24 protein-coding genes and 2 tRNA genes are annotated in these 26726 nt (G+C 71.3%); 21 read left to right on the plus strand and 5 right to left on the minus strand.

The features are described 5' to 3' along the window. The first annotated feature begins 120 nt into the window (after positions 1-120). Positions 121-1215 carry an SCO2583 family membrane protein gene (locus ACWCPF_RS04810; RefSeq protein WP_451043520.1) on the plus strand — a complete coding sequence of 365 codons (1095 nt, stop codon included), beginning with the start codon at positions 121-123 and terminating at the stop codon, positions 1213-1215. A gap of 24 nt (positions 1216-1239) precedes the next feature. On the opposite strand, the gene ACWCPF_RS04815 is transcribed toward ACWCPF_RS04810, so the two are convergent. Continuing rightward, the gene (locus ACWCPF_RS04815) at positions 1240-2385 is read right to left on the minus strand and encodes a M48 family metallopeptidase (protein ID WP_451043521.1); all 1146 of its coding nucleotides are present in this window, start codon (positions 2383-2385) and stop codon (positions 1240-1242) included. A 124-nt stretch (positions 2386-2509) separates the two neighbouring features. Between ACWCPF_RS04815 and ACWCPF_RS04820 the strand changes: the two genes are divergently transcribed. The 7 genes from ACWCPF_RS04820 to ACWCPF_RS04850 all read left to right on the plus strand — a co-directional run bounded on the left by ACWCPF_RS04820 (position 2510) and on the right by ACWCPF_RS04850 (position 7043). Continuing rightward, positions 2510-2671: a hypothetical protein gene (locus tag ACWCPF_RS04820; RefSeq protein WP_451043522.1), complete on the plus strand. Its 162-nt coding sequence runs from the start codon at positions 2510-2512 to the stop codon at positions 2669-2671. Between the two features lie 109 nt (positions 2672-2780). Further along, the gene (locus tag ACWCPF_RS04825) at positions 2781-2945 is read left to right on the plus strand and encodes a hypothetical protein (RefSeq protein WP_451043523.1); all 165 of its coding nucleotides are present in this window, start codon (positions 2781-2783) and stop codon (positions 2943-2945) included. Positions 2946-3059: 114 nt separating this feature from the next. Continuing rightward, positions 3060-3686, plus strand: a complete 627-nt coding sequence (nadD, locus tag ACWCPF_RS04830) for a nicotinate-nucleotide adenylyltransferase (RefSeq protein ID WP_451043524.1) — start codon at positions 3060-3062, stop codon at positions 3684-3686. 17 nt (positions 3687-3703) lie between these two features. Then, the gene (locus ACWCPF_RS04835) at positions 3704-5593 is read left to right on the plus strand and encodes a LytR C-terminal domain-containing protein (protein ID WP_451043525.1); all 1890 of its coding nucleotides are present in this window, start codon (positions 3704-3706) and stop codon (positions 5591-5593) included. Positions 5594-5734: 141 nt separating this feature from the next. Continuing rightward, on the plus strand, positions 5735-6181 hold the full coding sequence (rsfS, locus tag ACWCPF_RS04840) for a ribosome silencing factor (RefSeq protein ID WP_451043526.1): 447 nt from the start codon (positions 5735-5737) through the stop codon (positions 6179-6181). Then, positions 6178-6852, plus strand: coding sequence for a histidine phosphatase family protein (locus tag ACWCPF_RS04845; RefSeq protein WP_451043527.1), 675 nt, complete (start codon positions 6178-6180; stop codon positions 6850-6852). The genes rsfS and ACWCPF_RS04845 overlap by 4 nt, the downstream gene beginning before the upstream one ends. Before the next feature lie 118 nt (positions 6853-6970). Beyond that, positions 6971-7043 (plus strand) — tRNA-Ala (locus ACWCPF_RS04850). A gap of 89 nt (positions 7044-7132) precedes the next feature. On the opposite strand, the gene ACWCPF_RS04855 is transcribed toward ACWCPF_RS04850, so the two are convergent. Next, a complete protein-coding gene (locus ACWCPF_RS04855; protein WP_451043528.1) occupies positions 7133-8086 on the minus strand; it encodes a helix-turn-helix transcriptional regulator in 954 nt (317 codons plus the stop codon). Positions 8087-8180: 94 nt separating this feature from the next. On the opposite strand from ACWCPF_RS04855, the gene ACWCPF_RS04860 reads away from it, so the two are divergent. The 4 genes from ACWCPF_RS04860 to ACWCPF_RS04875 all read left to right on the plus strand — a co-directional run bounded on the left by ACWCPF_RS04860 (position 8181) and on the right by ACWCPF_RS04875 (position 10341). Beyond that, positions 8181-9683, plus strand: coding sequence for an MFS transporter (locus ACWCPF_RS04860; protein ID WP_451043529.1), 1503 nt, complete (start codon positions 8181-8183; stop codon positions 9681-9683). A 69-nt stretch (positions 9684-9752) separates the two neighbouring features. Beyond that, positions 9753-9926: a hypothetical protein gene (locus ACWCPF_RS04865; RefSeq protein ID WP_329217253.1), complete on the plus strand. Its 174-nt coding sequence runs from the start codon at positions 9753-9755 to the stop codon at positions 9924-9926. A 3-nt stretch (positions 9927-9929) separates the two neighbouring features. Beyond that, complete coding sequence (locus tag ACWCPF_RS04870) at positions 9930-10163, plus strand: hypothetical protein (protein WP_005479297.1); 234 nt, start codon at positions 9930-9932, stop codon at positions 10161-10163. A gap of 105 nt (positions 10164-10268) precedes the next feature. Then, positions 10269-10341 (plus strand) — tRNA-Ala (locus ACWCPF_RS04875). A 135-nt stretch (positions 10342-10476) separates the two neighbouring features. On the opposite strand, the gene ACWCPF_RS04880 is transcribed toward ACWCPF_RS04875, so the two are convergent. Together ACWCPF_RS04880 and ACWCPF_RS04885 are read right to left on the minus strand one after the other, a co-directional pair. Further along, positions 10477-12087, minus strand: a complete 1611-nt coding sequence (locus tag ACWCPF_RS04880) for an NADH-ubiquinone oxidoreductase-F iron-sulfur binding region domain-containing protein (RefSeq protein ID WP_451043530.1) — start codon at positions 12085-12087, stop codon at positions 10477-10479. After that, positions 12084-13388, minus strand: a complete 1305-nt coding sequence (locus ACWCPF_RS04885; RefSeq protein ID WP_451043531.1) for a cytochrome b/b6 domain-containing protein — start codon at positions 13386-13388, stop codon at positions 12084-12086. The genes ACWCPF_RS04880 and ACWCPF_RS04885 overlap by 4 nt, the downstream gene beginning before the upstream one ends. Positions 13389-13816: 428 nt before the next feature. Here ACWCPF_RS04885 and leuS point away from each other — a divergent pair, with 428 nt between their 5' ends. From leuS to ACWCPF_RS04930, 9 genes are all read left to right on the plus strand, one after another. Next, complete coding sequence (gene leuS, locus ACWCPF_RS04890; RefSeq protein ID WP_451043532.1) at positions 13817-16711, plus strand: leucine--tRNA ligase; 2895 nt, start codon at positions 13817-13819, stop codon at positions 16709-16711. Positions 16712-16867: 156 nt separating this feature from the next. Beyond that, positions 16868-17602, plus strand: coding sequence for a hypothetical protein (locus ACWCPF_RS04895; RefSeq protein ID WP_451043533.1), 735 nt, complete (start codon positions 16868-16870; stop codon positions 17600-17602). Between the two features lie 110 nt (positions 17603-17712). Continuing rightward, the gene (locus ACWCPF_RS04900; protein WP_451043534.1) at positions 17713-18558 is read left to right on the plus strand and encodes a DegV family protein; all 846 of its coding nucleotides are present in this window, start codon (positions 17713-17715) and stop codon (positions 18556-18558) included. Positions 18559-19193: 635 nt separating this feature from the next. Further along, positions 19194-19985 carry a helix-hairpin-helix domain-containing protein gene (locus ACWCPF_RS04905; protein WP_451043535.1) on the plus strand — a complete coding sequence of 264 codons (792 nt, stop codon included), beginning with the start codon at positions 19194-19196 and terminating at the stop codon, positions 19983-19985. Between the two features lie 116 nt (positions 19986-20101). Further along, positions 20102-22627, plus strand: coding sequence for a ComEC/Rec2 family competence protein (locus tag ACWCPF_RS04910; protein ID WP_451043536.1), 2526 nt, complete (start codon positions 20102-20104; stop codon positions 22625-22627). 4 nt (positions 22628-22631) lie between these two features. Beyond that, entirely contained in the window at positions 22632-23534 is a 903-nt protein-coding gene (locus ACWCPF_RS04915) for an arylamine N-acetyltransferase family protein (protein WP_451043537.1), read from the plus strand. Between the two features lie 91 nt (positions 23535-23625). Beyond that, positions 23626-23871, plus strand: a complete 246-nt coding sequence (locus tag ACWCPF_RS04920; RefSeq protein ID WP_451043538.1) for a hypothetical protein — start codon at positions 23626-23628, stop codon at positions 23869-23871. Positions 23872-24594: 723 nt separating this feature from the next. Next, on the plus strand, positions 24595-25581 hold the full coding sequence (holA, locus tag ACWCPF_RS04925) for a DNA polymerase III subunit delta (RefSeq protein ID WP_451043539.1): 987 nt from the start codon (positions 24595-24597) through the stop codon (positions 25579-25581). A 77-nt stretch (positions 25582-25658) separates the two neighbouring features. Continuing rightward, the gene (locus ACWCPF_RS04930) at positions 25659-26054 is read left to right on the plus strand and encodes a nuclear transport factor 2 family protein (RefSeq protein WP_451043540.1); all 396 of its coding nucleotides are present in this window, start codon (positions 25659-25661) and stop codon (positions 26052-26054) included. A gap of 253 nt (positions 26055-26307) precedes the next feature. Here the strand turns inward: ACWCPF_RS04930 and rpsT are convergent, their stop codons facing one another. Next, complete coding sequence (gene rpsT / locus ACWCPF_RS04935; RefSeq protein ID WP_451043541.1) at positions 26308-26574, minus strand: 30S ribosomal protein S20; 267 nt, start codon at positions 26572-26574, stop codon at positions 26308-26310. Positions 26575-26726 lie beyond the last annotated feature (152 nt).

A 26726-nucleotide genomic window follows, 5' to 3' on the forward strand; every position in this document is an offset into this window, starting at 1 on the left:
CATGTGCGGCGCAGGGGCGTGCGAGGGCTCCGCGGGCGGGGTCGGAGCTGGTGAGAACCTGTCAGAACTTGTCGTACAGCAGGGCGTTTACCTGGGCTCCGTGCGACCTACTCTGAAAGTATGGCCGGGCCTGGAGACCCACCGGAGGGAACACCCGAGGGCGCTCCCGCAGGTGGAGAGGACGAGTACCGATCCGTCGTCTTCGACGAATCGTTCGTCCGCGCTGCCCGTATCCAGGAGTACTCCGCACAGGAGCGCATGGCCGACCACGCGCCCGCCGTCCGCACCCGTCCGCCCCTGAGCCGGAGCCGGGGCCGGGGTCGAAGCCGGAGCCTGTCCCGGCAGGCGCTTCTGCTGGTCCTGCTGATCGCCGTCGCCTTCGGCACGGCCGTCTACATGGGCCTGCGCAACCCCTACCAGAGCCCGGCCGCGCGCCGGCCCGTCGAGCCCCTGCGGATGACCGTCATCCCGCTCTCCCCGCAGGGCGTGGTGCCCGGGGCGGCCGACCCCGAGTCGCTGTTCGCGCGCAGCCCCGCCGCACAGTTCCGCGTCGGCGCCGACGGCATCGCGCTGCCCGCCTCCCGGCGCACCGCGCACTTCTCCGACAGCCAGGTCGTCACCGCCCTGACCACGGCCAAGGAGTACATCGTGCACTCCTCCCTCTACCCGGAGGTGCTCACCGGACAGCAGGTGCGGCCCGTGCGCGCCCTGATCGACGCCGACCAGCTCGACCAGTTCGACGAGAGCTTCAGCCACCCGGCCGCCGACGGGCGGCACGCGCCGACCGGCTGGCTGATCCGCTTCGACCCCGCGCAGGCGCAGCTGGCCGACAGCAAGATCCGCGTCCGGGGCACACTGGAGGCCGCCGAGACCGACTCCTCGACCCTCGAGGTCACGGCGGACCACACCCTCGTGTACGCCCTACGGCCCACCGGCGCCGCCGCCGACGCCCCGGCCTCCCTCTTCACCGTCCGCCGCGAGCTGCACTTCCGCTTCGACCGCGAGGACCTGCGCACCCACCAGGTCCAGCTGGTCATGTCCTACGTCCAGGCCGGCCCGCTCTCCTGCGCCGAGGACTCCACGAACCATCTGCGCCCCCTGCTCGCCGGCGAGACCGCGAAGACGGGCGGCCCGGCCGGCACGGACCCCTACGCGACCGACGGCGCGGCGTCCCTGTGCGGAGCCCTGGCCACGAGCGTCCAGCCGAAGGTGTGAGCCCCCGCCGCCCGGGGGAGGCCGTCAGCTCCTGTCGGCCGGGGGCGGGTCCGTCGGGCCGTCCGGGTCGGCGGAGCCGTTCCGCGGCGACCCGTCCTGCGGCGGCGCCGAGGACGTGAAGCCGCCGAAGCCGCGTCGCACCCGGCCGCCCAGGTCGCCCGCACCGCCCGCGATATCGCTGACCAGCTTCATCAGCGGGTCCTTGGAGCTCTTGACGCTCGTCGCGTAGTGGGTGGCCGACTCGCGGAAGGAGTCCGTGACCGAGGTGTCCTTGTCCTCGGTGCGCCGCGGGTAGTGCCCGTCCATGATCCGCTGGTGGTCGCGGGACTCGGCCCACTTCTTCAGCTCGGCCGCGCGCACGGTGGTGAAGGGGTGGGTGCGGGGCAGCACGTTGAGGATCTTCAGCACCGAGTCGCGCAGATCGCCGCCGGCCTCGTACTCCTCCGCCTGCTTCAGGAACGCGTCCACGTTCATCTCGTGCAGGTGGTTGCCGCCGGCGATCTTCATCAGGCCGCGTATCGAGGCCTTCAGATCCTGGCCGACGAGGAGACCCGCGCGGTCGGCGGACAGCTCCGACTTGCGGAACCACTCGCGCAGCGCCGTCACGATCGTCATGATCGCGAGGTTGCCCAACGGGATCCAGGCGACCCGGATCGCCAGGTTCGTCAGGAACAGCAGGATCGTGCGGTACACGGCGTGCCCGGACAGCGCGTGGCCCACCTCGTGGCCGATGACCGCGCGCATCTCCTCCTCGTCGAGCAGCTCGACGAGCCCGGTGGTGACCACGATGATCGGCTCGTCCAGGCCGATGCACATCGCGTTGGGCTGCGGGTCCTGGTTGACGTACATGGGCGGGACCTTCTTCAGGTCCAGGATCTGGCAGGCGTCCCGCAGCATGTCATTGAGGTGCGTGAACTGCTGGTCGGAGACCCGCACCGAGTCGGACAGGAAGAGCAGCCTCAGGCTGCGCTCGGGCAACAGCGCGCTGAGCGCCTTGAACACCGTGTCGAAGCCGCTCAGCTTGCGCAGCGCCACCAGGGCGGAGCGGTCGGCCGGGTGCTCGTACGCACGGGAGGAGATTTCCGGGAAGCGCCTGCGCTGCCTGCTGGGCACGTTCTTGTGAGCGGTGTCGTCCTGCTCGTGGCCGTCGTCGGACATGTCTTCCCCCATGTGCGTCTCTGTGGCCTTTACATGACCCTTTACGGACCTTGTGCGGTCCTTTGCGCCCCCGAAGCAGAGCTCAGCCTAGGCGGAGTTACCGTGGACGGGCACTACACCGAAGGAGTCCCGCGCCATGGAGCACCACCCCGCAGCCGCCTGGCTCACCGAGGCCGCCGGCGCCGCCCAGCAGCAGGGGGCGGGGAATCTGCTCCGCGTCGTACTGATCGTGATGGTCCTGGGCTGTGTGCTCGCCGCGTGGTTCCTGCTGCGGGGCTACAAGCGGAAGGACGACTGAGCCGGCGGGAAGGTTCCCAATGGCGGAGTCGGCGTGATCGCCGCCGAGCCTCCCGCTTACGATGGGCCGACGTCTTTATCCCGCCCTCACTGAATAGGTACTGCCGAAGATGAGCCTTCACAGCGCCGCCGCCCAGTTGGTCACCCTCGCAGCCGAGGGCGAAGAGCACGGTGGCAACCACGAGAGCCTCGAACCGTGGGTCACCGGCGGCAGCGCCCTCCTCATCCTGTTGCTCCTGCTGTGGATCACCACCCGCTTCAACCGCGACCGCTGAGACCTCACGACCGCCGAGACATCACGTGTTCACCGACGGCCAGTCCGGCATAGCGGGACGCTCCGGGCAAGCATCGGCCGGGGCCCCTGGACCCGGCCGGTAGGGTCTGCACGCATGGGAGAGCAGGACATGCCTACCGGCCCACGGAACCCGGGCAAGCGCCGCCTCGGCGTCATGGGCGGGACGTTCGATCCGATCCACCACGGACACCTCGTGGCGGCCAGTGAGGTCGCCGCGCAGTTCCACCTGGACCAGGTCGTGTTCGTTCCGACCGGTCAGCCCTGGCAGAAGACGCACCGCAGCGTCTCCCCGGCCGAGGACCGCTATCTGATGACGGTCATCGCGACCGCCGAGAACCCCCAGTTCTCGGTCAGCCGTATCGACATCGACCGCGGCGGTCCCACGTACACCGTGGACACCCTGCGCGATCTGCGGGCCCTCAACCCCGAGACCGACCTCTTCTTCATCACCGGCGCCGACGCCCTCGGTCAGATCCTGACCTGGAGGGACAGCGAGGAGTTGTTCTCCCTTTCGCACTTCGTGGGCGTCACCCGGCCCGGGCACAACCTCACGGATCCCGGTCTGCCCGAGGGCGGTGTCTCGCTCGTCGAGGTGCCCGCTCTCGCCATCTCCTCGACGGACTGCCGTGCGAGAGTCGCCAAGGGAGACCCCGTCTGGTATCTGGTGCCCGACGGAGTCGTGCGCTACATCGACAAGCGCGAGCTGTACCGCGGCGACTGAGCCGAGAGGGGGTACCGGTGAACGACCGATACGACGCGGGGTACGGGGCCGACCAGTACGAACTCGTCGGCTACGACGAGTACGGGCAGCCCGTCTACCGACAGGTCCAGGTCCCGCCCCAGCAGGTGCCGCAGCAGTCCTACGACCCGTACGGGCAGCAGGGCGGACAGCAGCACCAGGGGCAAGGGCAGGGGCAGGGTCGGCAGGGGTACGGCTACGACCCGTACGACACGGGCGGGCAGCAGCAGCCCGGCTACGACCCGTACGACACGGGCGGGCAGCAGCAGCCCGGCTACGACCCGTACGACACGGGTCAGCAGCCGTCCACCCCCGGGTACGACACCGGCCGGCAGGCCCCCGTCGGCTACGACCCCTACGGCACCGCGACCCAGGCCCCGTACGACCCCTACGGGCAGACCGCCGTCGGCGGACAGCAGCCCCGGGGCGAGCAGCCCCGCGGCGCCGAGCAGACCGCCTACATCCCGCAGCAGGCCGGTCCGGTCGAGCCCGAGCCCGCGGCCGACTCCGGGGCCGGCCCCGCGGTCGGGGCGGTCCTCGACGGCGGTGCCGCGGCGGCTGACGCGCGCGGCACGTCCGGCGCCGCCTCCGGGCAGCCTCAACGGGAGTACCACACCGAGCAGTTCGCGTTCGTGGAGGAGCCCGACGGCGACTCCGAGGACGTCATCGACTGGCTGAACTTCACCGAGAACCGCACCGAGCGCCGCGAGGAGGCCAAGCGCCGGGCCCGCAGCCGCATCGTCGCCCTCGGCGTGGTCCTGGCGCTGGTCGCGGTCGGCGGAGTGGGCTACCTCGGGTACGCCGGGAAGCTGCCCGGCCTGTCGTCCTCGTCCTCCGGCTCCGACACGGGCGCCACGACCGCCACCGCCGCCCAGAAGCGCGACGTGGTCGTCGTCCATCTGCACGACACCGCCGCGGGAGGCACCTCCACGGTGCTGCTCGTGGACAACGCCACGACCAAGCGGGCCACCACGGTCCTGCTGCCCAACTCCCTCGTCGTCACGGACGACGACGGCACCACGACGACGCTGGCCAAGTCCGTCGACGACGACGGCTCCGCCGGGACGCGCGAATCGCTGGACACGGTGCTCGGCACGGACATCCAGGGCACCTGGCGGCTCGACACGCCCTACCTGCAGAACCTCGTCGACCTCGTCGGCAACATCGAGGTCGACACCGACACCGCCGTGCCCGACCCGGACGCCAAGAAGGGCGCGGCCGCACTCGTCAACAAGGGACAGGACCAGACTCTCAGCGGCAAGATGGCCGTCGCCTACGCCACCTACCGGGCCGCGGGCGAGGCCCAGAACGCCCAGCTGCAGCGGTTCGGCCAGGTCATGCAGGGCGTGATGCGCAAGGTGTCCTCCGACGCGGAGGGCGCCACCGTCACCGTGCAGACCCTGGCGCAGATCCTGGACCCGTCGCTGACCGACAACGATCTCGGCGCCTTCCTCGCCAAGCTCGCCGACCTCGCCAAGGGCGGCGACTACAAGACCGCCCTGCTGCCCGTCCAGAGCGACGGCACGCTCAGCGCCGAGGCGAGCGCGGGCGTCGTCAAGGACGTCCTCGGCGGCGCCGCGAAGAGCCCCGACAAGGACGCGGCCGTCAGCGTCTCCGTGCAGAACGCCAGCGGCACCAGGGACAACACCGAGGACGCGCGCGTGGTGCTCCTCAACGGCGGCTTCACCTTCCGGGACGCCGGCGCCCCGGCGGACACGAAGGCCACCTCGCAGGTGCTCTACGCCGACGCCGGCCAGAAGGCGAACGCCACCGAGGTCGCCAAGACCCTGGGCCTGGACGACAGCGTCGTGAAGAAGGGCAGCGTCGCCGCGAACGCCGACGTGGCGGTCGTCCTGGGCGAGGACTACGAGCCCACCTCGACCGAGTGACCCGGTGACGACCCGGACGGGGGAGGACTCGCGGGGGCCGATCGGAAGCGGCCCCCGCGTGTGATCCCTCCATCACGTGGGGTGCCGTCGGCGGACCGTGAGACCCTTGAGGACAAGTGTCCGCCTAGGGAAAGCCACGTAGTGACCGCCACCGACCGCTCCATCGAGCTCATCACCGCCGCCGCTCAGGCGGCCGCCGACAAGCTCGCGCACGACATCATCGCCTACGACGTCAGCGACGTGCTGTCGATCACGGACGCCTTCCTGCTGGCCTCCGCGCCCAACGACCGCCAGGTCAAGTCGATCGTCGACGAGATCGAGGAGCGCCTCCAGAAGGAGCTCGGCACCAAGCCCGTCCGCCGGGAGGGCGACCGCGACGCCCGCTGGATCCTGCTCGACTACGTCGACATCGTCGTCCACGTCCAGCACAGCGAAGAGCGTGTCTTCTACGCCCTGGAACGGCTGTGGAAGGACTGCCCCGAGCTGGAGCTGCCCGCCGACGCCAAGGCCACCCGCGGCAAGGCCCAGGAGCACGCCAAGCTGCAGGCCGAGGAGGAAGACGCCGCCGAGTACGGGGAGCTGCGATGACCGCCGCCGCGGAGACGGCCGCCGCCCGCGAGCCGGGCCGTGGCCGTCGCGTCATCCTCTGGCGGCACGGCCAGACCGCCTGGAACGTGGAGCGCCGCTTCCAGGGCACGACGGACGTCGAGCTGACCGAGACCGGCGTGGCTCAGGCCCGCCGCGCCGCCCGGCTGCTCGCCTCCCTCGAGCCCGACGCGATCGTCGCCTCGGACCTGTCGAGGGCGGCGAACACGGCCGCCGAGCTCGCCGCGCTCACCGGCCTGGAGGTGACCCACGACGAGGCCCTGCGCGAGACGTACGCGGGCGTCTGGCAGGGGCTGACGCACGACGAGATCATCGCCCGCCACGGCGACGAGTACACCGCGTGGAAGCGCGGTGAGCCGGTCCGCCGCGGCGGCGGCGAACTGGAGTCGGAGGTGGCCGACCGGGCCGCCCCCGTCGTATTGCGGCACGTCGAGAAGCTGCCCGAGGACGGCACGCTGGTCGTCGTCAGCCACGGCGGCACCATCCGGACCACCATCGGCCGTCTCCTCGGCCTGGACTCCCACAACTGGGAGAGCCTGGGCGGTCTCTCCAACTGCTGCTGGTCCGTCCTCGGCGAGGGCGCCCGAGGCTGGCGGCTGCTCGAGCACAACGCCGGCACCCTGCCCGAGCCGGTGCTCGGCGACGACGACTGAGCGCCGGGCGGCCGCCGGGACCCGGATTTCACTTTCCGGCAGGTCGCAGGCTAAAGTTCTTCTTGTTCGCCCCGCCGAGCGGGGCGAAACACCATACGGCTTCGGCCGCGTGGCACAAGGGGCTATAGCTCAGTTGGTAGAGCGCCTGCATGGCATGCAGGAGGTCAGGAGTTCAATTCTCCTTAGCTCCACTGATCGTCTGATCGGTCGGCCGACACTCTGTTGAGTTGTCAAAGATCGATTGGGATCGGTTGAGATCGTTCCGAGAAGATCCCGTCCCTCAAGGGGCGGGATTTCCTTTTGCCTCCTTCCACAGCCGGGCCGTGCGCCGCTCCGTCTCCTCGTCGTTCGGCGTGTAGACGACGATCCGGGACTCCGGCATCCCGTTGATCGACAGCGACGTGGACGTCATCCTCAGTTCGCCCACGACCGCGTGCCGGAAGACCTTCACACGGCTGCCGGGCTCCGCCACGTCACCGGACGCCCACAGCCGCGCGAACAGCGGGCTCGCCTCCGACAGCCTGCGTATGAAGTCCTCCCAGACGGGCTCGCGGGCATGCAGTCCGTACGACGCCCGCAGGGTCGCCACCATCACAGGCAGCTCCTGGTCCCGGAACACCAGCGGGCTGTCCTCCTCCCGCACGGTGAACAGCCGCCACAGGGCGTTGCACGGCACCCGGGGGGCGAGCTCGGCCGCCGGAGCGAGGAACAGGTCGTGGTAGACGGGGTTGGCGGCCAGGATGTCGTAGCGCGAGTTGTAGACCACCGCCGGCCGGGGCGCCAGGGCGTCGATGATGTCCTGGATCTCCGGGCCCACGCTCTGCACCAGGGCTTCCGGCGCGGAGGTGCAGGGCACCTCCGCCAGGTGGTAAAGATGCTCCCGCTCCGGCGGGTCGAGCCGCAGCGTGCGCGCCACGGCGTCCAGGACCTGCGCCGAGGCGTTGATCGGCCGGCCCTGCTCCAGCCACGTGTACCAGGTGACGCCCACGCCCGAGAGCTGGGCGACCTCCTCACGCCGCAGCCCCGGAGTGCGGCGGCGCAGCCCGGGCGCCATTCCGGCGTCGCCGGGTGTCACCCGGGCCCGCCTGCTGCGCAGGAAGGCCGCCAGCTCGGGCCGGCGTCGATGCGCCGCCCCCGGCCCGGGCTTCCTCCCCCCTGTCGCCTCGGCCGCTTCCTTGCCCTGCCTGCCCGTTCGTGTCTCCGCCGTCGCGTCCCTCATCGTCACGTCCCCCATGGTCGATCCCCCGTCCGTCCCCTGCCAGGTGCTGTCGGTACCAGCATCAGCGGGCTCTCGGCACCCGTACCGGATCCCCCGCACGCTCGTCGCCATGACGACGACACCTCGAACGAGCCCGGTCCCCGCGCCTGTTCCACCCGATTCAACTCCTGCTGCCAGTAAAGACCCTGGCACTGACAATCGGCCTCGGCGGCTGCTCGCGGTCCTGCTCGCAGCCCAGTTCATGGCACTGCTCGACGTCTTCATCGTGAACGTCGCGGCCCCCACGATCGGTTCCGACCTGAACGCCTCCGGCGCGGACCTCCAACTGGTCGTCGCCGGATACGCCATCACGTACTCCGTGCTGCTGATCACCGGCGCGCGGCTCGGCGACCGGTTCGGGCACGGGCGGGTCCACCTCGTCGGGCTCGCCCTCTTCACGGCCGCCTCGCTGGCCTGCGGCCTGGCTCGGGGCAGCACCGAGCTGATCGTGTTCCGGCTGGTGCAGGGCGCCGGGTCGGCGGTGATGATCCCGCAGGTGCTCAGCCTGATCCAGCGCACGTTCACCGGCGCCGCCCGGGTGCGCGCGCTGGGCGCCTACGCGGCGGTCCTGGCCGTCGGTGCGGCGGCCGGGCAGGTGGTGGGCGGCGTTCTGGTCAGCGCCGATCTGCTGGGCGCCGGCTGGCGTCCGGTGTTCCTCGTCAACGTGCCGGTGGGCCTCGTCCTGCTGGCCGTCGGCAGGCGCGTCCTGCCGCGTGGCGGGGGCGTGCGACAGCAGAACGCGGCGGCAGGGGCGCGTGCGGGAGCGCGCGGGTTGGACTGGCCGGGGCTCGTGCTTCTGGGCGCGGCCGTCTCGCTGGTCACCGTGCCGCTCGTGCTCGGGCAGGAGGAGGACTGGCCTTGGTGGTCCTGGCTGTCGCTGGCGGTGGGCGCGCTGGTGTTCGTCCTGTTCTGCTCCTACGAGGCGCGGCTGGCCCGTCGCGGCGGCTCCCCGCTGATCGCGCCCCGTGTGCTGCGTCACCCCGGGATGGGGCTCGCGGTTCTGCGCATCATGGCGGTGATGGCGGTCAACGGCGGCTTCCTGTTCGTGCTGACCCTGCACGTCCAGGGAGGCCTCGGCTACAGCGCACTGCGCGCCGGTCTCACCTTCGCGCCGACCGCGGTCGTCTTCGGGGCGGTCGGCCTGACCTGGCGCAAGTGGCCCGCGTCCTGGCAACGGTCCCTGATCCCGGCCGGGTTCGCGTGCACCGCGCTGTCCGTGACCGGCGTCGGGCTGGCCTTCGACGGCGGTGGCCACGGGGGCGCGTGGCTGTACCTGGCGTACGCGGGCGTGGGCGTCGGGCTCGCCCTCGCCTTCAGTCCGACGCTCACCGGGGCGCTGGCGACGGTGCGGCCCGAGGACGCGGCGGACGCCAGCGGGCTGCTCGCCACGGTCACCCAGCTCGGGCAGCTGATCGGGGTGGCGGTCTTCGGCACACTGTTCTTCAACCGGCTTGAGTCACTTGGGGCCCCGGAGGCGTATACCTCTTCGGAAGCGCTTCTCACATGCATGTTCGCGCTCGCTACGACAGCCGCCTCGGGTGCCGTGTCCGGACTGGTACTGAGGCGTCGCTGACCGTATTGGCCCGGCCGTGGCAGAATCAAACGGCCGGAAGGGGGCGCGGCCCGACGGGAGGGAGTAGCGATGCCTGCGAGCATCCTCGGAGAGGTCGGCCACCTCTCCGAAGCGGCGTTGACACGGGACAAGGCCACGCGGCTCAGCTGCCCCTCCTGCGGTTCCGGCCATGTGGCCCAGGTTCTCGGTGACAACGGCGGGATTTCCTACGTGTGCACGGCCTGCGGCCACAGCTGGAGCTGATCGATGGGTGCACACAGGCGGAAGTGCGACTGGTGCGGCAGCGGCACCCCGATCGTTCGTGACATGGAGCCGGTCAACGCCGACTACCAGTACTGGTGCGAGGAATGCGCGCGGGCGCTGATCATAAAAGGCGACCCGATCGAGACCTACCGTGAGCTGGAGGGCGAGCCGATCTACGGCCGGCTCCTGGAGGAGCACTGCACGCTCAAACGGTTCTATTCGTTCGTCACCGCTTGACCGTCAAACCGGCTGAAACCGGACAGGGCGGAAACGATTTGGTGGTCCACCCCCTGGGCCGGTAATGTTGGCGTCGCCGCCGGGGAGACCCGCGGAACACCGCAAGGGGCTATAGCTCAGTTGGTAGAGCGCCTGCATGGCATGCAGGAGGTCAGGAGTTCAATTCTCCTTAGCTCCACAGCAGATCCCGCCGGATCGGATTCGATCCGGCGGGATCTTTTTTGCGTTCCCTCTTTTTTGCGTTCCCGGGCTTCCCGGGCGAAAACGCGAGGGGCCGCCCGAGAACGGGCGGCCCTTGTCGTCGTCGTGTCGCTCAGCGGCCGAGGGCGCGGCGGCCGCGGCCCTGGGAGAGGACCGGGAGGTTGCGGGCGGGCGCCTGCGCGCGCGTGTCCTCTTCGATGCGCAGCGCCAGCGCGGGGCAGCGGCGCACCGCGCGCAGCGCCTTGGCCTCCGCGTACTGCGGCACCTTCGCCTGCGCGACCGTCGGGAAGCCGTCGGCGCCGAGCTGGAAGACCTCCGGGAGGATGTCGGCGCACAGGCCGTGGCCACGGCACAGCGTCCAGTCGACGAAGATCTTCTGGCGGCTCGAGCCGCTCTCCTCCGGCGCGCTGCCGCTCGTGATGCCCGCCGGGGCCGTGCCGGCCTCGAAGAGCGGCAGAACGCCCTCCACGGGCCGTCCGCAGCCATTTCCCAGGACATGCGCGGCCAGGTCGTCGGTGAACGCCTTGATGGTCGACTCCAGGAACATCGCGGAGCCGTCCGGGTGCGAGCACGCTCCGCGCCGCTTGACGTTCTTGGCGACCTGCTTGAGCGCCTCCAGGGCGGCCGGGCCGCCGCCGTTGATGATGTCCTCCATGCCGCGTGCGGCAGCCGGCAGACCGAGGTAGCAGGGGCCGCACTGGCCCGCGCTCTCGTCGGCCAGCCACTGCGCCACGCGCAGCGACTCGCCCAGCGGGCAGGTCTCCTGGCTGATCGGCAGGATCGCGCCGGCGCCGAGCGCGCCGCCCACCGCGTCGAGGGAGTTGCGGGAGACGACCGCCTCGTTGACCGTCGCCGCGTCGATCCACCTGCCGTGGTAGCCGCCGGTCAGCACGCCCTGGGGCACCGGCGGAGCGCCGGCGAGCTGCAGGACGTAGCGCAGCGGCACGCCCGTGGGGACCTCGATCACCATCGGGCGGGCGACCGCGCCGGAGACCGTGAGCATGACGGTGCCCGGCTCGTCGTACAGGCCGGTGTTGCCGTAGCGCTCCGGGCCGATGCGGGCGGCGATGGCCAGCTGGGCGAACGTCTCGGCGTTGGAGAGCAGGGTGGGCGCGCCGCCGACGCCGTTCTGCGAGGCGCTGACCTTGCGGCCGGGCGGGATCGGCGGGCCGCCGTCGATGGAGCGGATCAGCGATGCGGCGGCGCCGGTGACCATGCGGATCGGGTTGCGCTGGACGAACGCCTTCAGGGCCGATCTACGGCCGTTGCTGAGGCCGCGTTCGGAGAGCGCCGCCTCCATGGAGCGCTGCGTCGATTCACGGGTGACCCCCACCACGAGCGTGCGGGCACCCAGCGCCTCCGCGACGAGCAGAGCGCCGTCCAGGATGAGGTGCGGGGCACGGTTGATGAGCACCGTGTCCTTGCGGCAGGCCGGTTCGTCCTCGCTGCCGTTGACGACGACGACCGGCCGTACGCCGCGCTTGATCGCGGCTTCGGCGACCGAGCGCAGCTTCTTGTGGAAGGGGAAGCCCGCGCCGCCGCGGCCCTTCAGGTTGATGTTCTCGGAGAGCTTCGCGAGGGCTTCTCCGCCCAGGGGTTCGAGCGGCCCATGCACCTTCAGGTGCATGGGCAGATCCAGTCTTTCGACAAGGTCGAAACCCGACGTGAGCTGCGGAAGGCCGACCACGCGGACTTCTGGGACGTCGGGCAGGGCCTCGTTCACCTATAGCCTCCGGAAGGCGTGTTCCAAGGTTCGCCCGAACCCGGTGCGTCGAAGGGCGCGCCGGGCGATGGTTCATTGGCGGGACCGCTGTTGTACGTGTCGTTCTGGTTGTACGCGCCGTACTGCGGGTTCGTCTCACCGGTGTTGTACACATCACCTCCGCCGTACCCCGGAGCGCCCGAATTGCCATAGGCCGGGATGTTGAATCCCGTGTCCTGGAGCGGGTCGTAGGCCGACGGAGGCGCCTCGCCGACCGGCGGCGGGGACGGGATCGGCCAATTGCCCGTGGTGCTGCCCCCGTTGTCGGCCCGCGGCATCGCCTGCGTGGGCTGTACGTCGAACGGCATGTTCATGCGCGCCGTCTGGTCGGCCGCGTAGGGCTGCTGCTGCCCGCGCGGCGGTGTGTTGACGGCGCGGTAGGCGGCCGCGAAGCCGTTCGCCGGCTCGGGGGTGGCGGGCGTGTCGTACAGCGGCGATGACGGCGGGGTCATCCGGGTGGAGCTCATCGTGTCGGACGAGCGGCCCGAGCGGCCCTCGTAGCCGGGCAGCCCGGAGGAGCCCTTCTCGCCCACGCGTGCGCGTGAAGCCTCGAGGCCGTCCATCGCCGAGCGGTCCTCGACGCCGCCGAGGATCGCGCCGAACCGGTCGGCGACCTGGCGCTTGAAGGGGCGCGGGGCGGCGCGCAGCGCGAGGGCGGCCATGACGCCCAGCAGGCACAGGCCGTACAGGATCGTGAAGATCGGCTTGGCCTGGCGACCGGCGTAGAGGCCGTGGATCAGCGCGGCGCACCAGGCCGGGTAGGCCAACATGTGCATGGCGCGCCAGCGGGCGGCGACCTCGGCGGGCGCGGCGAAGTTGCTGCGCAGCGCGCCCGTGATGCCGACGAAGATCATCAGCAGGCCGGCCAGGGAGCCGAGGCCGATCAGGCCGGCGCTCCCGGTGAAGCCCAGCGAGAAGGGGATGATCGCGGCGATGAGCTGGGTGTGGTCGAGCGTGATCTTGGTCGTGATGTGCAGCAGCAGGAACGCGATCGAGCCGACCGCCATCGTCCGGTGCACCGCCTGGCCGATGATCCGCTGGCGGGTGTTGAGGAAGATCCGGTCCTGGGCCACCAGGCCCCAGATCACCGAGCAGCTGAGCGAGACGAGGGACAGCACACCCGCGCCGAAGTTCAGGAATGCTTGGAACTGGTCACCTCCGACCAGCACGAGCACGGGTATGAGGATCAGGGCGACAGCAGTCACCACCCCATAGACCGACTGACCCGGCTTGGGGAGCGAGCTGTTACGACGAGGGTTCATGGGGGCAACTCCGAGCAGTTTCGGGAAAGCGGTCCCGCTGCCGAACTCTAAGTGGCTCCATACCGATGGGTACGAGGTTTGAGTTATTGCGTTGTTATGAAACGACAATGTGGCTGTTGTGATGTCCCTTAGCTACTGTTACGCGAAGTAACCCTTGACCTTGATTCAACTTCGCCCCATCGATTCTGGTTGCAGCAACGTTGTCGCGACCATGCATACGTAAGCGCGTCGCCGCGTGCTCAAGGCCTGCGGTACCCTAGCGCCATGCGTGCTGTACGCCTTCTGCTTAGCGAGCCGCGCTGATCAGTCCCGACCGCCGGTGAACGGACGGTTCGGAATCGGCGCGGCGTCCCCTCCTGTGCGAGGGGATTTTTCGTTTCCTGGACGACAGGCCGCTGGCAGAGACGATCGATGGAGCTTTGAGGACCATGAGCGAGACGAACCCCGCTGCCGCCGCTGTCCCGGCAGAGGCCGCGCCGCACCGCTACACGGCTGCCATGGCCGCCGAGATCGAGGCACGCTGGCAGGACTTCTGGGACGCCGAGGGCACGTACGCCGCGCCGAACCCGAAGGGCGACCTGGCCGGCGACCCCGAGCTGGTCGCCCGGCCCAAGAAGTTCATCATGGACATGTTCCCGTACCCCTCCGGCGCGGGCCTGCACGTCGGCCACCCCCTGGGCTACATCGCCACCGACGTCTTCGCGCGCTTCCAGCGGATGACCGGCCACAACGTCCTGCACACCCTGGGCTTCGACGCCTTCGGCCTGCCCGCCGAGCAGTACGCCGTGCAGACCGGCACGCACCCGCGTGTGTCCACCGAGGCCAACATCGAGAACATGAAGGTCCAGCTGCGCCGGCTGGGCCTGGGCCACGACCGGCGTCGGTCGTTCGCCACGATCGACCCGGACTACTACAAGTGGACCCAGTGGATCTTCCTGCAGATCTTCAACTCCTGGTACGACGACGAGGCCGACAAGGCCCGCCCGATCGCCGAGCTGATCGCCCAGTTCGAGTCCGGTGAGCGTGCCGTACCGGGGCACACGCGCGCGTGGCACGAACTGACCGCCACCGAACGCGCCGACGTCCTGGGCGAGTTCCGCCTGGCCTACGCCTCCGACGCGCCGGTCAACTGGTGCCCGGGCCTGGGCACCGTGCTGGCCAACGAGGAAGTCACCGCCGACGGCCGCTCCGAGCGCGGCAACTTCCCCGTCTTCAAGGCCAAGCTGCGCCAGTGGAACATGCGCATCACCGCCTACGCGGACCGCCTGCTGGACGACCTGGACGCGCTGGACTGGCCCGAGGCCATCAAGCTGCAGCAGCGCAACTGGATCGGCCGCTCCGAGGGCGCCCGGGTCGACTTCCCCGTGGACGGCGAGCAGATCACCGTCTTCACCACCCGCCCGGACACCCTGTTCGGCGCGACCTACATGGTGCTGGCGCCCGAGCACCCGCTGGTCGACAAGTTCACTCCGGACGCATGGCCCGAGGGCACGCACGACGTCTGGACCGGCGGCCACGTGACCCCGGCCGAGGCCGTCGCCGCCTACCGCGCGCAGGCCGCCTCGAAGTCCGACGTCGAGCGCCAGGCCGAGGCCAAGGACAAGACCGGCGTCTTCACCGGCGTGTACGCGACCAACCCGGTCAACGGCGACCAGATCCCCGTCTTCATCGCCGACTACGTCCTGATGGGCTACGGCACCGGCGCGATCATGGCCGTCCCGGCGGGCGACCAGCGCGACTTCGAGTTCGCGCGCGCCTTCGAGCTGCCGATCCGCTGCATCGTCGAGCCGACCGACGACCGCGGCACCGACCCGTCGACCTGGGAGAGCGCCTTCGGGTCGTACGACGCGAAGATCATCAACTCGTCCAACGACGAGATCGCCCTGGACGGCCTGGGCGTCGCTGACGCCAAGGCGCGCATCACCGAGTGGCTGGCGCGCAAGGGCATCGGTGAGGGCACCGTCAACTTCCGGCTGCGCGACTGGCTGTTCAGCCGCCAGCGCTACTGGGGCGAGCCCTTCCCGATCGTCTACGACGAGGACGGCGTCGCCCACTCGCTGCCCGAGTCGATGCTGCCCCTGGAACTGCCCGAGGTCGAGGACTACTCGCCGCGCACCTTCGACCCGGACGACGCGAACACGTCCCCGGAGACCCCGCTGTCCCGCAACGCGGACTGGGTGAACGTCACCCTGGACCTGGGCGACGGCCGCGGCCCGCAGAAGTACCGCCGCGAGACCAACACCATGCCCAACTGGGCCGGCTCCTGCTGGTACGAACTGCGCTACCTGGACCCGCACAACAGCCAGAAGCTGGTCGACCCGGAGATCGAGCAGTACTGGATGGGCCCTCGCGAGGGTCAGCCGCACGGTGGCGTCGACCTGTACGTCGGCGGCGCCGAGCACGCCGTGCTGCACCTGCTGTACGCGCGCTTCTGGTCCAAGGTCCTGTTCGACCTGGGGCACGTCTCGTCCGTGGAGCCCTTCCACAAGCTGTTCAACCAGGGCATGATCCAGGCCTTTGTCTACCGCGACAGCCGTGGCATCGCGGTGCCTGCCGCCGAGGTGGAGGAGCGCGACGGCGCGTACTTCTACGAGGGCGAGAAGGTCTCCCGGCTGCTGGGCAAGATGGGCAAGTCCCTGAAGAACGCGGTCACCCCGGACGAGATCTGCGCCGAGTACGGCGCCGACACCCTGCGCCTGTACGAGATGGCGATGGGCCCCCTGGACGTGTCCCGGCCGTGGGACACGCGCGCGGTGGTGGGCCAGTACCGGCTGCTGCAGCGGCTGTGGCGCAACGTCGTCGACGAGGCCACCGGCGAGGTCACCGTCGTCGACGTCGAGGACGCCGACATCGACGTGGACACCCTGCGGGCCCTGCACAAGGCGATCGACGGCGTGCGCCAGGACCTGGAGGGCCTGCGCTTCAACACCGCCATCGCCAAGATCACCGAGCTGAACAACCACCTGACCAAGGCGGGCGGCGTGCTGCCGCGCCCCGTCGCCGAGGCCCTGGTGCTGCTGGTCGCCCCGCTGGCCCCGCACATCGCCGAGGAGCTGTGGCGCCGGCTGGGCCACCCCGACTCGGTCGTCCACCAGGACCTGCCGGTCGCCGACCCGGCGTACGTCGTGGACGAGAGCGTGACCTGCGTCGTGCAGATCAAGGGCAAGGTCAAGGCACGCCTGGAGGTCTCCCCGGCCATCTCCGACGAGGAGCTGGAGAAGGTGGCCCTGGCCGACGAAGCCGTGGTGAACGCCCTGGGCGGCGCCGGGATCCGCAAGGTGATCGTGCGGGCGCCGAAGCTGGTGAACATCGTCCCGGCGTAAGGGACCGAGACCGGCCGCGGCCGTCCCCTAAGGGATTCGTGCGGGCAGGTTCGGGGTTCTTCTGGAACTCCGAACCTGCCCGCGTCGTTTACCGTTTTGAGTGGGGCGCGCCATGTGTGGCGCCGGATGTGTCGTGGCCGGCCGCAGGAGGAGCTCGTGGAAGCAGTGATCACCGTCGTAGCCCTGCTCTTCGTGCTGTTCCTGGCGCTCGGCGCCTACGCCACGGTGAAGGCGATCGGAGCCGCCAAGCGGGGCGTCGACCGCACCATCACCCAGGCCCGCCGCACGGTCGAGGACCACACCCTTCGGGCCAAGTCCTTCGCCCAGCTCGGACCGGCCGGCGAGATCGCCCAGCTGCGGCTCAAACTGCGCACATCGATGCGGGCCACCCAGGACGCGCTGCACGCGGGCGTCGCGGAGGACGAGTCCCTCAAGGAGTCCCTCGGCCTTTTCCAGAGACTCAGCGCGCACGGACGCGAACTGGACGACGAGCTCAAGCGCCTGGAATCCGAGCCGGACCGGGCCACGCTGGCCGAGCGGCTGCCCTCGCTGCGGGAGCGCACCGAGCGCATCACGGGATCGGCCGACTCGCTGCGCTGGGCGGCCCGGGACCGCGCCCACCGCTTCGCCGACGACGACCTCGACTCCCTGAGCGCCCAGATCGACGTCGAGACCGGTGCCCTGCGGCACTGGACGACTTCGGAACCCGACCGGACGCCGCCCTCGTGGCCCGAGGCGCCGGCCGCCGACAGCCCGGCAGCGGGGCAGACATGGCCGGAGACACCCGGCTCCCGCACCGCGGAGGAGCCGACCCGGGCTGCCATCACCCCTCCGGGAACGCGGCCCACCTACCCGTGGCAGAAGAAGCCGCGCCCGGAGAGCACCACCTGAGGCGACCCCGGGGCGGGCGCTGTCCGACCGGTACGTGATTCGGTCAAGGGCGGCCCAGCTGCGAGGGGCCGGGCTGCCGTACGGGGGCTACGCCAGGTAACCTCCAGGTCATGTCCCGCCATGTCGCGATCGTCACGGATTCAACGGCCTACTTGCCGCAGCGGACGATGGAGCGCCATGGCATCACAGCGGTGCCGCTGACCGTCGTCCTCGGCGATCAGGCCCTTGAAGAGGGCAGCGAGATCTCGACGCGTTCCCTCGCGCAGGCCTTGCAGAAGCGACGACCCGTCACCACCTCGCGCCCCAGCCCCCAGCTCTTCGCCGAGACGTATCGCAGGGTCGCCGAGTCCGGCGCCACGGGCATCGTCTCCCTCCATCTCTCCGCCGAGCTGTCCGGCACGTATGACGCGGCGGTCGTCGCGGCGCGCGAGGCACCGGTGCCGGTACGGGTGGTGGACACCGGCATGGTCGCGATGGCGCTCGGCTTCTGCGCGCTCGCGGCGGCCGAGGTCGCCGAGGGGGGCGGCACGGTGGACGAGGCGGTCGCCGCGGCGGAGAAGCGGGCGGCCGGGACGTCCGCCTACTTCTATGTCGACACCCTGGACTACCTGCGCCGTGGCGGCCGGATCGGCGCCGCGCAGGCCCTGTTGGGCTCCGCGCTCGCCGTGAAGCCGCTCCTCCAGCTGGAGGGAGGGCGCATCGACCTGCTGGAGAAGGTGCGGACGGCGTCGCGGGCGATCGCGCGCCTGGAAGAACTCGGGGCCGACCGGGCGGGCAGCGCGTCCGTCGACATCGCCGTGCACCATCTCGCCGCTCCCGACCGGGCGTCCGCTCTCGCGGACCGCCTGCGATCGCGTGTGCCCGGGCTCGCCGACCTGCACGTGAGCGAGGTCGGAGCGGTGATCGGGGCCCATACCGGGCCGGGGCTGCTCGGGGTCGTGGTCTCGCCGCGCTGAGGACTTCCCTCACTCGGAAGAGTGGTGGAGTTATCCACAACTGGGGAATGATCCACGGAAATTGAGCAAGATCATCGCGGTTCGGCGAAGTGTCCGATCCTCGTCGCATGGCACTTCGATCACGCTCACACAGCACGCATGCGACCAGCGGCCCTGGACGGGGTCCCGGCTCAGACGGCCGTTCCCGCCGCCTCCGCCCACCTGGCGGCGGCCGGACCGGACACCGTGACGCCTCGGCGCAGGAACTCCGTCGCCGGGCGGAGGCGTTGTTCGCCGAACGGGTCCGCATGCGAGGGGAGTTGGGACTGGGGCCGCCACCAGGTGAGGGCGCGGTGCCGGTGGGAGCGGGGGGTGCGCGGGGGGCGGTGGAGACGCCGGTGACGGGGGCGTCGGTGACGGCGGGGGCGCCAGCGGCGACGGAGCCGGGGACGGCGGTGGTTTCGGGATCGGTGGCCGTGTCGGAGACGGTGGCGGGTCCGGAGGCGGGGGCGGGTCCGGAGACCGGGGTGGCTCCGGTCGTTGAGGGAGATCCGGTCGTTGGGGGAGCAGGGGGATCGGTCGGGGCGTCGGGAACGGCGGGGGCTTCGGATGCCTTGAGCGGGGTCGATGTGTCGCACGGTGGTGGGTCCGGCGGTGTGGGTGTGCGGGCTGACGACGTCGACGGAGGGGGTGAGGGGACGGCTCCTCGGGGCGTGGGGTCCTGGCAGACGCGGGCGGGGTTTGCTCTGCGGGAGCGGATGCCGGTGTGGCTGCAGGCGCGCTGTGGGCTGGAGCGCAGGAGCGTGGTCGCGCTCACGGTACTGCTGGTCGTCGCCGCTGCCTTCGCCGTACAGCACTTCTGGGTGGGACGGGCCGAGCCGGTACAGGCACCGGAGGTGGTGCGAGCCGCGCCGCCCTACCCGGTGGATGAACAGAGCTCGGCGGCCGAGCCTGCGCCGCCCGTCGGCCAGCCGGCGGGCATGGGGAGTACGGCAGGGGCCGAGATCGTCGTGGACGTCAGCGGGAAGGTGCGAAAGCCCGGTATCCACCGGCTCCCGGCCGGTTCACGTGTCGTCGACGCCTTGGGTGCGGCCGGTGGAGTCCGGCCCGGCACCAACACCGACGGTCTCAATCGCGCGCGCTTCCTCGTGGACGGGGAGCAGGTCGTCGTCGGCGGACCGGCGCCGGCCGGGCCCGTCGGGGCGGGAGCGGGAGGTGCCGCCGGTGCGGGGGCAGGGGCAGGTGCCGGGCCCGCGGCCCCCGTCTCCCTCAACACGGCCACCGTCGATCAGCTCGACACCCTGCCCGGCGTCGGCCCCGTGTTGGCGCAGCACATCGTCGACTACCGGGCACAGCACGGCGGTTTCCGGTCGGTGGACGAGTTGCGCGAGGTCAATGGCATCGGCGAGCGACGTTTCGCCGACCTGCGGAATCTCGTGCGGCCATGAGGCGTGAAGAGGCTGGGCACGTCGTTCCTGGAGGCGGAGACCCTGGCACCGGGGCCGGGAGCGGTGCCGACGGCGACGGCGTCCCGGGCGGGCTCGGCTCCCGCGCTCGCCGAGCCGTGCACGCGGAATCCGGTAAGCGGTTGGGCGACGCCAACCCGCGCCAGGAAGAGCCGCTGGATCTACGGCTCGTGCCGCCCGCGCTCGCGGCCTGGGCGACGGCCGCGCTGACGCTGGACGCGTCGCCGGGGCTGGTGGGCGGCATCGTGGTCGTCTGCCTGGTGACCGCCGGTGCCCTGCTGATCGTGAGGCGGCGGCGGGCGCGGTGCGCAGGCCCAGCTCCCGGCGGGCGGATCGCCTGGCCCCGGGTCACCGTCGCCGCTTCGTTGCTCTGCGTGGGCGCGGCTGCCGCGTCGGCCGGGCTGCACGGGGCCGATCTGCGCCGGGGGCCGGTGCCGGCGCTGGCACGGGAGTACGCGACCGTCACCGCCGAGGTCGAGATCACCTCCGATCCCCGGCTGACCCGGCCCAGAGTCAGAGGGGACCATGTGACGCCGGACTCCGTCCTGGTCGAGGGCGAGGTGCGCCGCGTCGAGGGTGCGGCCGGGGCGGCAGCGGTGGTGACGCGGGCCCCGGTGCTGATGATCGTGGACGTCGGATCGGGCGCAGACGCACGCCCAGGCGCACGCGGACGCGGGGTGACGGCCAGGGCGTCGTGGCTCGGGTTGTTGCCGTCCACTCGGGTGCGGGTGAGCGGGGGGTTGGCGCCCGCGCTGGCCCGAGGGGACCGGATCGCGGCTGTGCTGCGGGTACGGGATCGTGCGGTGCCGTCGGTGGTGGGGGAACCGTCGGCCGCGCAGCGGTTGGCGGGGCGGCTGCGCGCGGGACTGCGGGCGGCCACCGAGGGACTGCCGGCGGACGCGAGGGCGCTGCTGCCCGGGCTGGTCGTCGGGGACACCTCGCGGATCACTCCCGAACTGGACGAGGCCTTCAAGGAGACGGATCTGGCACACACCCTCGCCGTCTCCGGGAGCAACCTCACGATCATCCTCGCCCTTCTCCTCGGACCGCCCGGGCTGGCCCAGCAGGTGGAGCGGCGCGGGCTGGCGCCCCGGCTCGGCGTCCCGCTCCGGACGACCGCGCTGCTCGGCGGAGCGCTCACCCTCGGATTCGTGGTCGTGTGCCGGCCGGACCCCAGCGTGCTGCGCGCCGCGGCCTGCGGGGCGATCGTGCTGCTCGCCCTCGCGACCGGCCGCCGCAGATCGCTCATCCCGGCACTGGCGACGGCGGTACTGCTGCTGGTGCTGTACGACCCGTGGCTGGCCCGGAGTTACGGGTTCCTGCTGTCCGTCCTGGCCACCGGAGCCCTGCTGACGGTGGCGCCGCGATGGAGTGCCGCGCTGCGACGGCGCCGGGTGCCGCCCCGGCTCGCGGAGGCGTTGGCGGCCGCGGGAGCCGCGCAGGCGCTGTGTGCGCCGGTGGTCGCCGTGCTGTCGGCGCGGGTCAGTCTGGTGGCGGTGCCCTGCAACCTCCTCGTGGAGTTCGCGGTCGCGCCGGCGACGGTGCTGGGCTTCGCGGTGCTGGCGACGGCGCCCGTGGCGATGCCGGTGGCCAAGGCACTGGCATGGTGCGCGAGTTGGCCGGCCGGGTGGATCGCGGGGGTGGCACGGGCCGGGGCGGCGCTGCCCGGCGGGGGAGTGGACTGGCCGGGGAGTTGGGGCGGAGCGCTGTCGCTCGCGCTCGTCACGGGAGGGGTGGTGCTGCTCGGGCGGCGGCTGTTGGGGCACCCGTGGCTGTGCGGGCTCTGTGGGGTGCTGCTCCTGCTCGTGGTGATACAGCCGCCGCCGCTGACCAGAGTGCTCACGGGCTGGCCCCCGCCGGGCTGGCGGCTGGCCATGTGCGACGTGGGACAGGGGGACGCGACCGTCCTCGCGGCGGGTGCCGGCGCCGGGGTCGTGGTGGACGCCGGGCCGGATCCGAGGCTGGTCGATCGGTGCCTGCGCTCGCTCGGCATCACCCGGGTGCCGCTCGTCGTGTTGACCCACTTCCACGCTGACCACGTCGCCGGGCTGCCGGGGGTGCTGCGGGGCCGGGCGGTGGGCGAGATCCAGACGACGGGGTTCGAGGAGCCCGTCGACCAGGTGGACTTCGTACGGAAGGAGGCGGCGGCGCGGGGGGTTCCGATGGTGCGGGCCGTGGCCGGGGAGCGGCGGCGGATCGGGGCGCTCGACTGGGAGGTGCTGTGGCCGCCACCGGACCCGGTGCCGGAACCGGACGGTCCGAACGACGCGAGCGTGACACTGCTCGTGCGGTCGGCCGGGCTGCGGATGCTGCTGCTCGGAGACCTCGAACCCCCGGCGCAACAGGCACTGGCGCGGTCTCCGGCGGCCGGGCTGGTGCGGGGAGTGGACGTCCTCAAGGTGGCGCATCACGGCTCGGCCTACCAGGATCCGGACCTCATACGCGAGGTCGCACCACGGCTGGCGCTGATCTCCTGCGGCGCGGACAACCCGTACGGGCATCCCGCGCCCCGCACGGTCGCGGCGCTGCGTGCGGGAGGCGCGGAGGTGCTGCGGACGGATCGGGACGGCGCGGTGGCGGTCGTCGCGGGCACGGGCGGGGAACTGGGGGTGGCGCGAGACTGAGGGCATGAATCCCGCACAGGCCAAGGACGAACCGCCCCAGCCCTCCGACGCTCGGCTCGACGCCCGACTGGTCGATGCGTATCTGCGCCGCATCGGCGTCGAGCCCCCGGAGCGGCCCACCGCCACCGGGAGGCTGCTGCGTGAGTTGCAGCTGCGGCATTTGCGGACGGTGCCCTTCGAGAACCTGTCGGTTCATCTCGGGGAGGAGATCGTGCTGGAGGAGAGTCGGCTGGTCGAGAAGGTCGTCGGGGCGCGGCGGGGAGGTTTCTGTTACGAGCTGAACGGGGCGTTCGGCGCGCTGCTCGCGGCGCTGGGGTTCGAGGTCACGCTGCTGGCGGCGCGCGTGCACGGGGAGGAGGGGCGGCTCGGGATTCCGTACGACCATCTCGCGCTGCTGGTGGGGACGGCGGACGCGGGCGAGTGGCTGGCCGACGTCGGGTTCGGGGCGCACAGCCACTACCCGCTCCGGTGGGGGAGCCGTGACGAACAAGGGGATCCCGGCGGGGTGTTCCGGATCGTCGAGGCGGATGAGGATGGTCCGGATCCGGCCAGGGGCGGTACCGGTGCGGCTCGGGCGCGGGACGTGGACGTCGTGCGCGACGGGGTGCGGGTGTACCGACTGGAGCTGCGGCCCAGGGTGTTGGGGGACTTCGTGGCGGGAGCCTGGTGGCACAGCACCTCGCCGGAGTCGCACTTCACGAAGTCGCTGATCTGCTCACGGGTCACGGAGGACGGCGGGAGGATCACGCTCAGCGGACGCCGGTTCAAGGCGACGTCCGCGGACGGAGTGAGTGAGGAGAGTGAACTGACGGGCGACGACGCGGTGTTGGCGGTGTATCGGGAGCGGTTCGGGATCGAGTTGGAGCGGGTGCCGACGGTACGGGCGGCGGCGGAGAGGCCGGCTTAGCGAAGCCCCCGATCGGGACGCGCAGCACGACCGCGCCGATAGCACGACCGTTGCGGTACGGCTGCCGTCCCGCGTGGCGGAAAATGGGGCCGTGAGCGATGTGAGACATGTGCTGGTGCTGCCCGATCGTGAGGCCGCCGAGGAAACGGCCCAGGCGCTCGGGGAGCGGTTCGGGGTGGGCGAGGAGCCCAGGATCGTCCGGGACGCCCTGGCCGGGGAGGACGACGCGGAGGACGCGCAGTGGCTTGTCCTGGTCGGGGACGAGGAGGAGCGGCTCGACGCGGCGGCGCTCGACGAGTTCGCGGCGGAGTGGGAAGGCTGGCGCGAGGAGCCGTAGCCGGCCCCGGCCGAGCCACGCCAGCAGCCGCACCGGCCGACCGCCGCCGCACCGACCGACCGCGCCCGTACGCGTCGCCCGCGGCCGCACACGTCGACCGCGCCCGTGCACGCTCCGGCATGGGCTGCACAGGTTGGCTGCCGCCGCACACCTCGGCCGCGCCCGTACACGCCGGCCGCTACCGCACACCTAGGCGTCGGCCGTACACGCCGGCTGCTTCCGTGCACGTCGACCGCGCCCGTGCACACACCAGCCGCTACCACCCACCTCGGCCGCGCCCGCGCACGCCGGCCGCCGCCCACCTCGGCGTCGGACGTGCACGCCGGCCGCTGCCGTGCACGCCGGCGTGGGCCGCACAGGTTGGCCGCCGCCGCACAACTCGGCCGCGCCCGTACACGCCGGCCGCCGCCCACCTCGGCGTCGGCCGTGCACGCCGGCCGCTGCCGTGCACGTCGGCGTGGGCCGCACAGGTTGGCCGCCGCCGCACAACTCGGCCGCGCCCGTACACGCCGGCCGCCGCCCACCTCGGCGTGGGCCGTGCACGCCGGCCGCTACCGCTCACCTCGGCGTCGGCCGTACACGCCGGCCGCTACCGCTCACCTCGGCGTGGGCCGTACACGCCGGACGCTACCGCTCGCCTCGGCCGCGGCCGTGCACGCCCGCCGCCGCCGGGCACGCCGGAACTCGGCCGCGTTGTCAGTGGCTCGTGGGATGCTTTTGGGGATGGCCAGGAAGACTGCACATGACGACCCTCTCGCCCCGGTGACGCTTGCCGTGGGCCAGGAGGACCTCCTGCTCGACCGTGCCGTGCAGGAGGTGGTGGCCGCCGCCAAGGCCTCCGACGCCGACACGGACGTACGTGACCTGACCTCGGACCAGCTGCAGCCCGGCACGCTCGCCGAGCTGACCAGTCCGTCGCTCTTCGCGGAGCGCAAGGTCGTGGTCGTACGCAACGCGCATGACCTGTCCGCCGACACGATCAAGGACGTCAAGGCGTACCTCGGGGCTCCCGCCGAGGAGATTACGCTGGTGCTGCTGCACGCCGGCGGGGTCAAGGGCAAGGGGCTGCTGGACGCCGCGCGCAAGGCGGGGGCGCGGGAGGTGGCCTGCCCGAAGATGACGAAGCCGGCGGACCGGCTGGCCTTCGTCAGACAGGAGTTCCGGGTGACCGGCCGGTCGGCCACGCCCGAGGCGTGCCAGGCGCTGGTCGACGCCATCGGCAGCGATCTGCGGGAGCTGGCGTCGGCCGTGTCCCAGCTGGTCGCGGATGTCGAGGGGACCATCGACGAGGCGGTCGTCGGGCGGTACTACACCGGGCGGGCCGAGGCGTCGAGCTTCACCGTCGCCGACCGGGCGGTGGAGGGGCGGGCGGCGGAGGCGCTGGAGGCGCTGCGCTGGTCGCTGGCCACCGGCGTCGCGCCCGTGCTGATCACCAGCGCGCTCGCCCAGGGCGTGCGGGCCATCGGCAAGCTGTCCTCCGCGCGCGGCGGCCGGCCCGCCGACCTCGCCAGAGAGCTCGGCATGCCCCCCTGGAAGATCGACCGGGTCAGACAGCAGATGCGGGGGTGGACACCTGACGGGGTGGCCGTCGCGCTGCGGGCGGTGGCCGAGGCCGACGCGGGTGTGAAGGGCGGCGGTGACGATCCCGAGTACGCCTTGGAGAAGGCCGTGGTGACGATCGCGCGGGCGGCCCGCTCCGGGGGACGGTAGGCGCACGGGGGAGGAGAATCGTTCGTATCAGTCCGTATCAGCCTTCTGTCGCCGGACTGGGAAAGGTGGCGATCGTCATGGCTGAACACCCGCACGCGATGCTCGTCCGCAAGGGTTACGAGGCCTTCACTCGGGGTGACATGGACGCCCTCAGAGGCATGATGACCGGGGACTGCACCCACCATGTGCCCGGCTCGCACCCCCTCGCGGGGGACTTCAAGGGCACCGACGCGATCATCGACATGTACGGTCGGCTCTTCTCGGAGACGGGCGGCTCGATGCGGGTCGAGATGAAGAACGTCATGGTCGACGGCCGTGGACACGCCGTCGCCATGCACCGCTTCACCGCCGACCGCAACGGCAAGCACATCGACGAGAACGCCTGCATCGTCTTCCGGATCGTCGGCGACAAGGTCACCGACCTCGACGAGTGCCTCGAGAGCATCGACAAGAGCAACGAATTCTGGTCGTAGGACAACGTCGTAGGACAACGTCGTAGGACGACGACATCTGGTCGTGAGCGCGGTGAGCATGCCGAAGGCCCCGGCTGCCGTCCTGGGGAAGGGCGGGCCGCCGGGGCCTCGGGTCGAGCCGATCAAGCTGTTGGATCCACGCCCGCGTGGCGAACGCAGGCCGTGCGCGGACCCGTGGGTGCCGGTCGGGGGCGGATGAGAGAGGGCCCGCCCGAGTCCTTCCGGCGATCAAAGGTTCAGATCAGAGAAGGGTTCAGCCCTTGAGGGCCTCGACCTTGGAAGCAAGCGCCGACTTCTTGTTGGCGGCCTGGTTCTTGTGGATGACGCCCTTCGAGACGGCCTTGTCGAGCTGACGCGCGGCAGCGCGCTGGTACTCGGTGGCCTTCTCGACGTCACCCGCGGCAGCGGCCTCGCGGGCCTTGCGGACCGCGGTCTTCAGGGAGGACTTGACGGCCTTGTTGCGCAGCCGAGCCTTCTCGTTGGTCTTGATCCGCTTGATCTGGGACTTGATGTTCGCCACGAAGTAAGCCTCTTCTTTTTCCTGGTTTCGAATGTGCCCCGCGCTGAGAGGGCATGAGACACAGCTGCCCACGCTACCAGTGGACGCGAGAACGGCCCAAACCGGTCCCCGGTCGCCGCCCGTGGGACCATGGAGCCTACGTATCGATCCGA

This window comes from Streptomyces sp. NPDC001858, assembly GCF_053594615.1.

Excerpts from the sequence above, each read along its gene's own strand:
- ACWCPF_RS04845 (WP_451043527.1), top strand. The coding sequence starts at position 6,178 with ATGACCGCCGCCGCGGAGACGGCCGCCGCCCGCGAGCCGGGCCGTGGC.
- ACWCPF_RS04820 (WP_451043522.1), top strand. The coding sequence starts at position 2,510 with ATGGAGCACCACCCCGCAGCCGCCTGGCTCACCGAGGCCGCCGGCGCC.
- ACWCPF_RS04815 (WP_451043521.1), bottom strand. The coding sequence starts at position 2,385 with ATGGGGGAAGACATGTCCGACGACGGCCACGAGCAGGACGACACCGCT.
- ACWCPF_RS04825 (WP_451043523.1), top strand. The coding sequence starts at position 2,781 with ATGAGCCTTCACAGCGCCGCCGCCCAGTTGGTCACCCTCGCAGCCGAG.
- ACWCPF_RS04810 (WP_451043520.1), top strand. The coding sequence starts at position 121 with ATGGCCGGGCCTGGAGACCCACCGGAGGGAACACCCGAGGGCGCTCCC.
- ACWCPF_RS04885 (WP_451043531.1), bottom strand. The coding sequence starts at position 13,388 with ATGAACCCTCGTCGTAACAGCTCGCTCCCCAAGCCGGGTCAGTCGGTC.
- ACWCPF_RS04860 (WP_451043529.1), top strand. The coding sequence starts at position 8,181 with ATGACGACGACACCTCGAACGAGCCCGGTCCCCGCGCCTGTTCCACCC.
- leuS (WP_451043532.1), top strand. The coding sequence starts at position 13,817 with ATGAGCGAGACGAACCCCGCTGCCGCCGCTGTCCCGGCAGAGGCCGCG.
- ACWCPF_RS04915 (WP_451043537.1), top strand. The coding sequence starts at position 22,632 with ATGAATCCCGCACAGGCCAAGGACGAACCGCCCCAGCCCTCCGACGCT.
- ACWCPF_RS04855 (WP_451043528.1), bottom strand. The coding sequence starts at position 8,086 with ATGGGGGACGTGACGATGAGGGACGCGACGGCGGAGACACGAACGGGC.
- holA (WP_451043539.1), top strand. The coding sequence starts at position 24,595 with ATGGCCAGGAAGACTGCACATGACGACCCTCTCGCCCCGGTGACGCTT.
- ACWCPF_RS04865 (WP_329217253.1), top strand. The coding sequence starts at position 9,753 with ATGCCTGCGAGCATCCTCGGAGAGGTCGGCCACCTCTCCGAAGCGGCG.
- ACWCPF_RS04930 (WP_451043540.1), top strand. The coding sequence starts at position 25,659 with ATGGCTGAACACCCGCACGCGATGCTCGTCCGCAAGGGTTACGAGGCC.
- ACWCPF_RS04870 (WP_005479297.1), top strand. The coding sequence starts at position 9,930 with ATGGGTGCACACAGGCGGAAGTGCGACTGGTGCGGCAGCGGCACCCCG.
- ACWCPF_RS04900 (WP_451043534.1), top strand. The coding sequence starts at position 17,713 with ATGTCCCGCCATGTCGCGATCGTCACGGATTCAACGGCCTACTTGCCG.
- nadD (WP_451043524.1), top strand. The coding sequence starts at position 3,060 with ATGGGAGAGCAGGACATGCCTACCGGCCCACGGAACCCGGGCAAGCGC.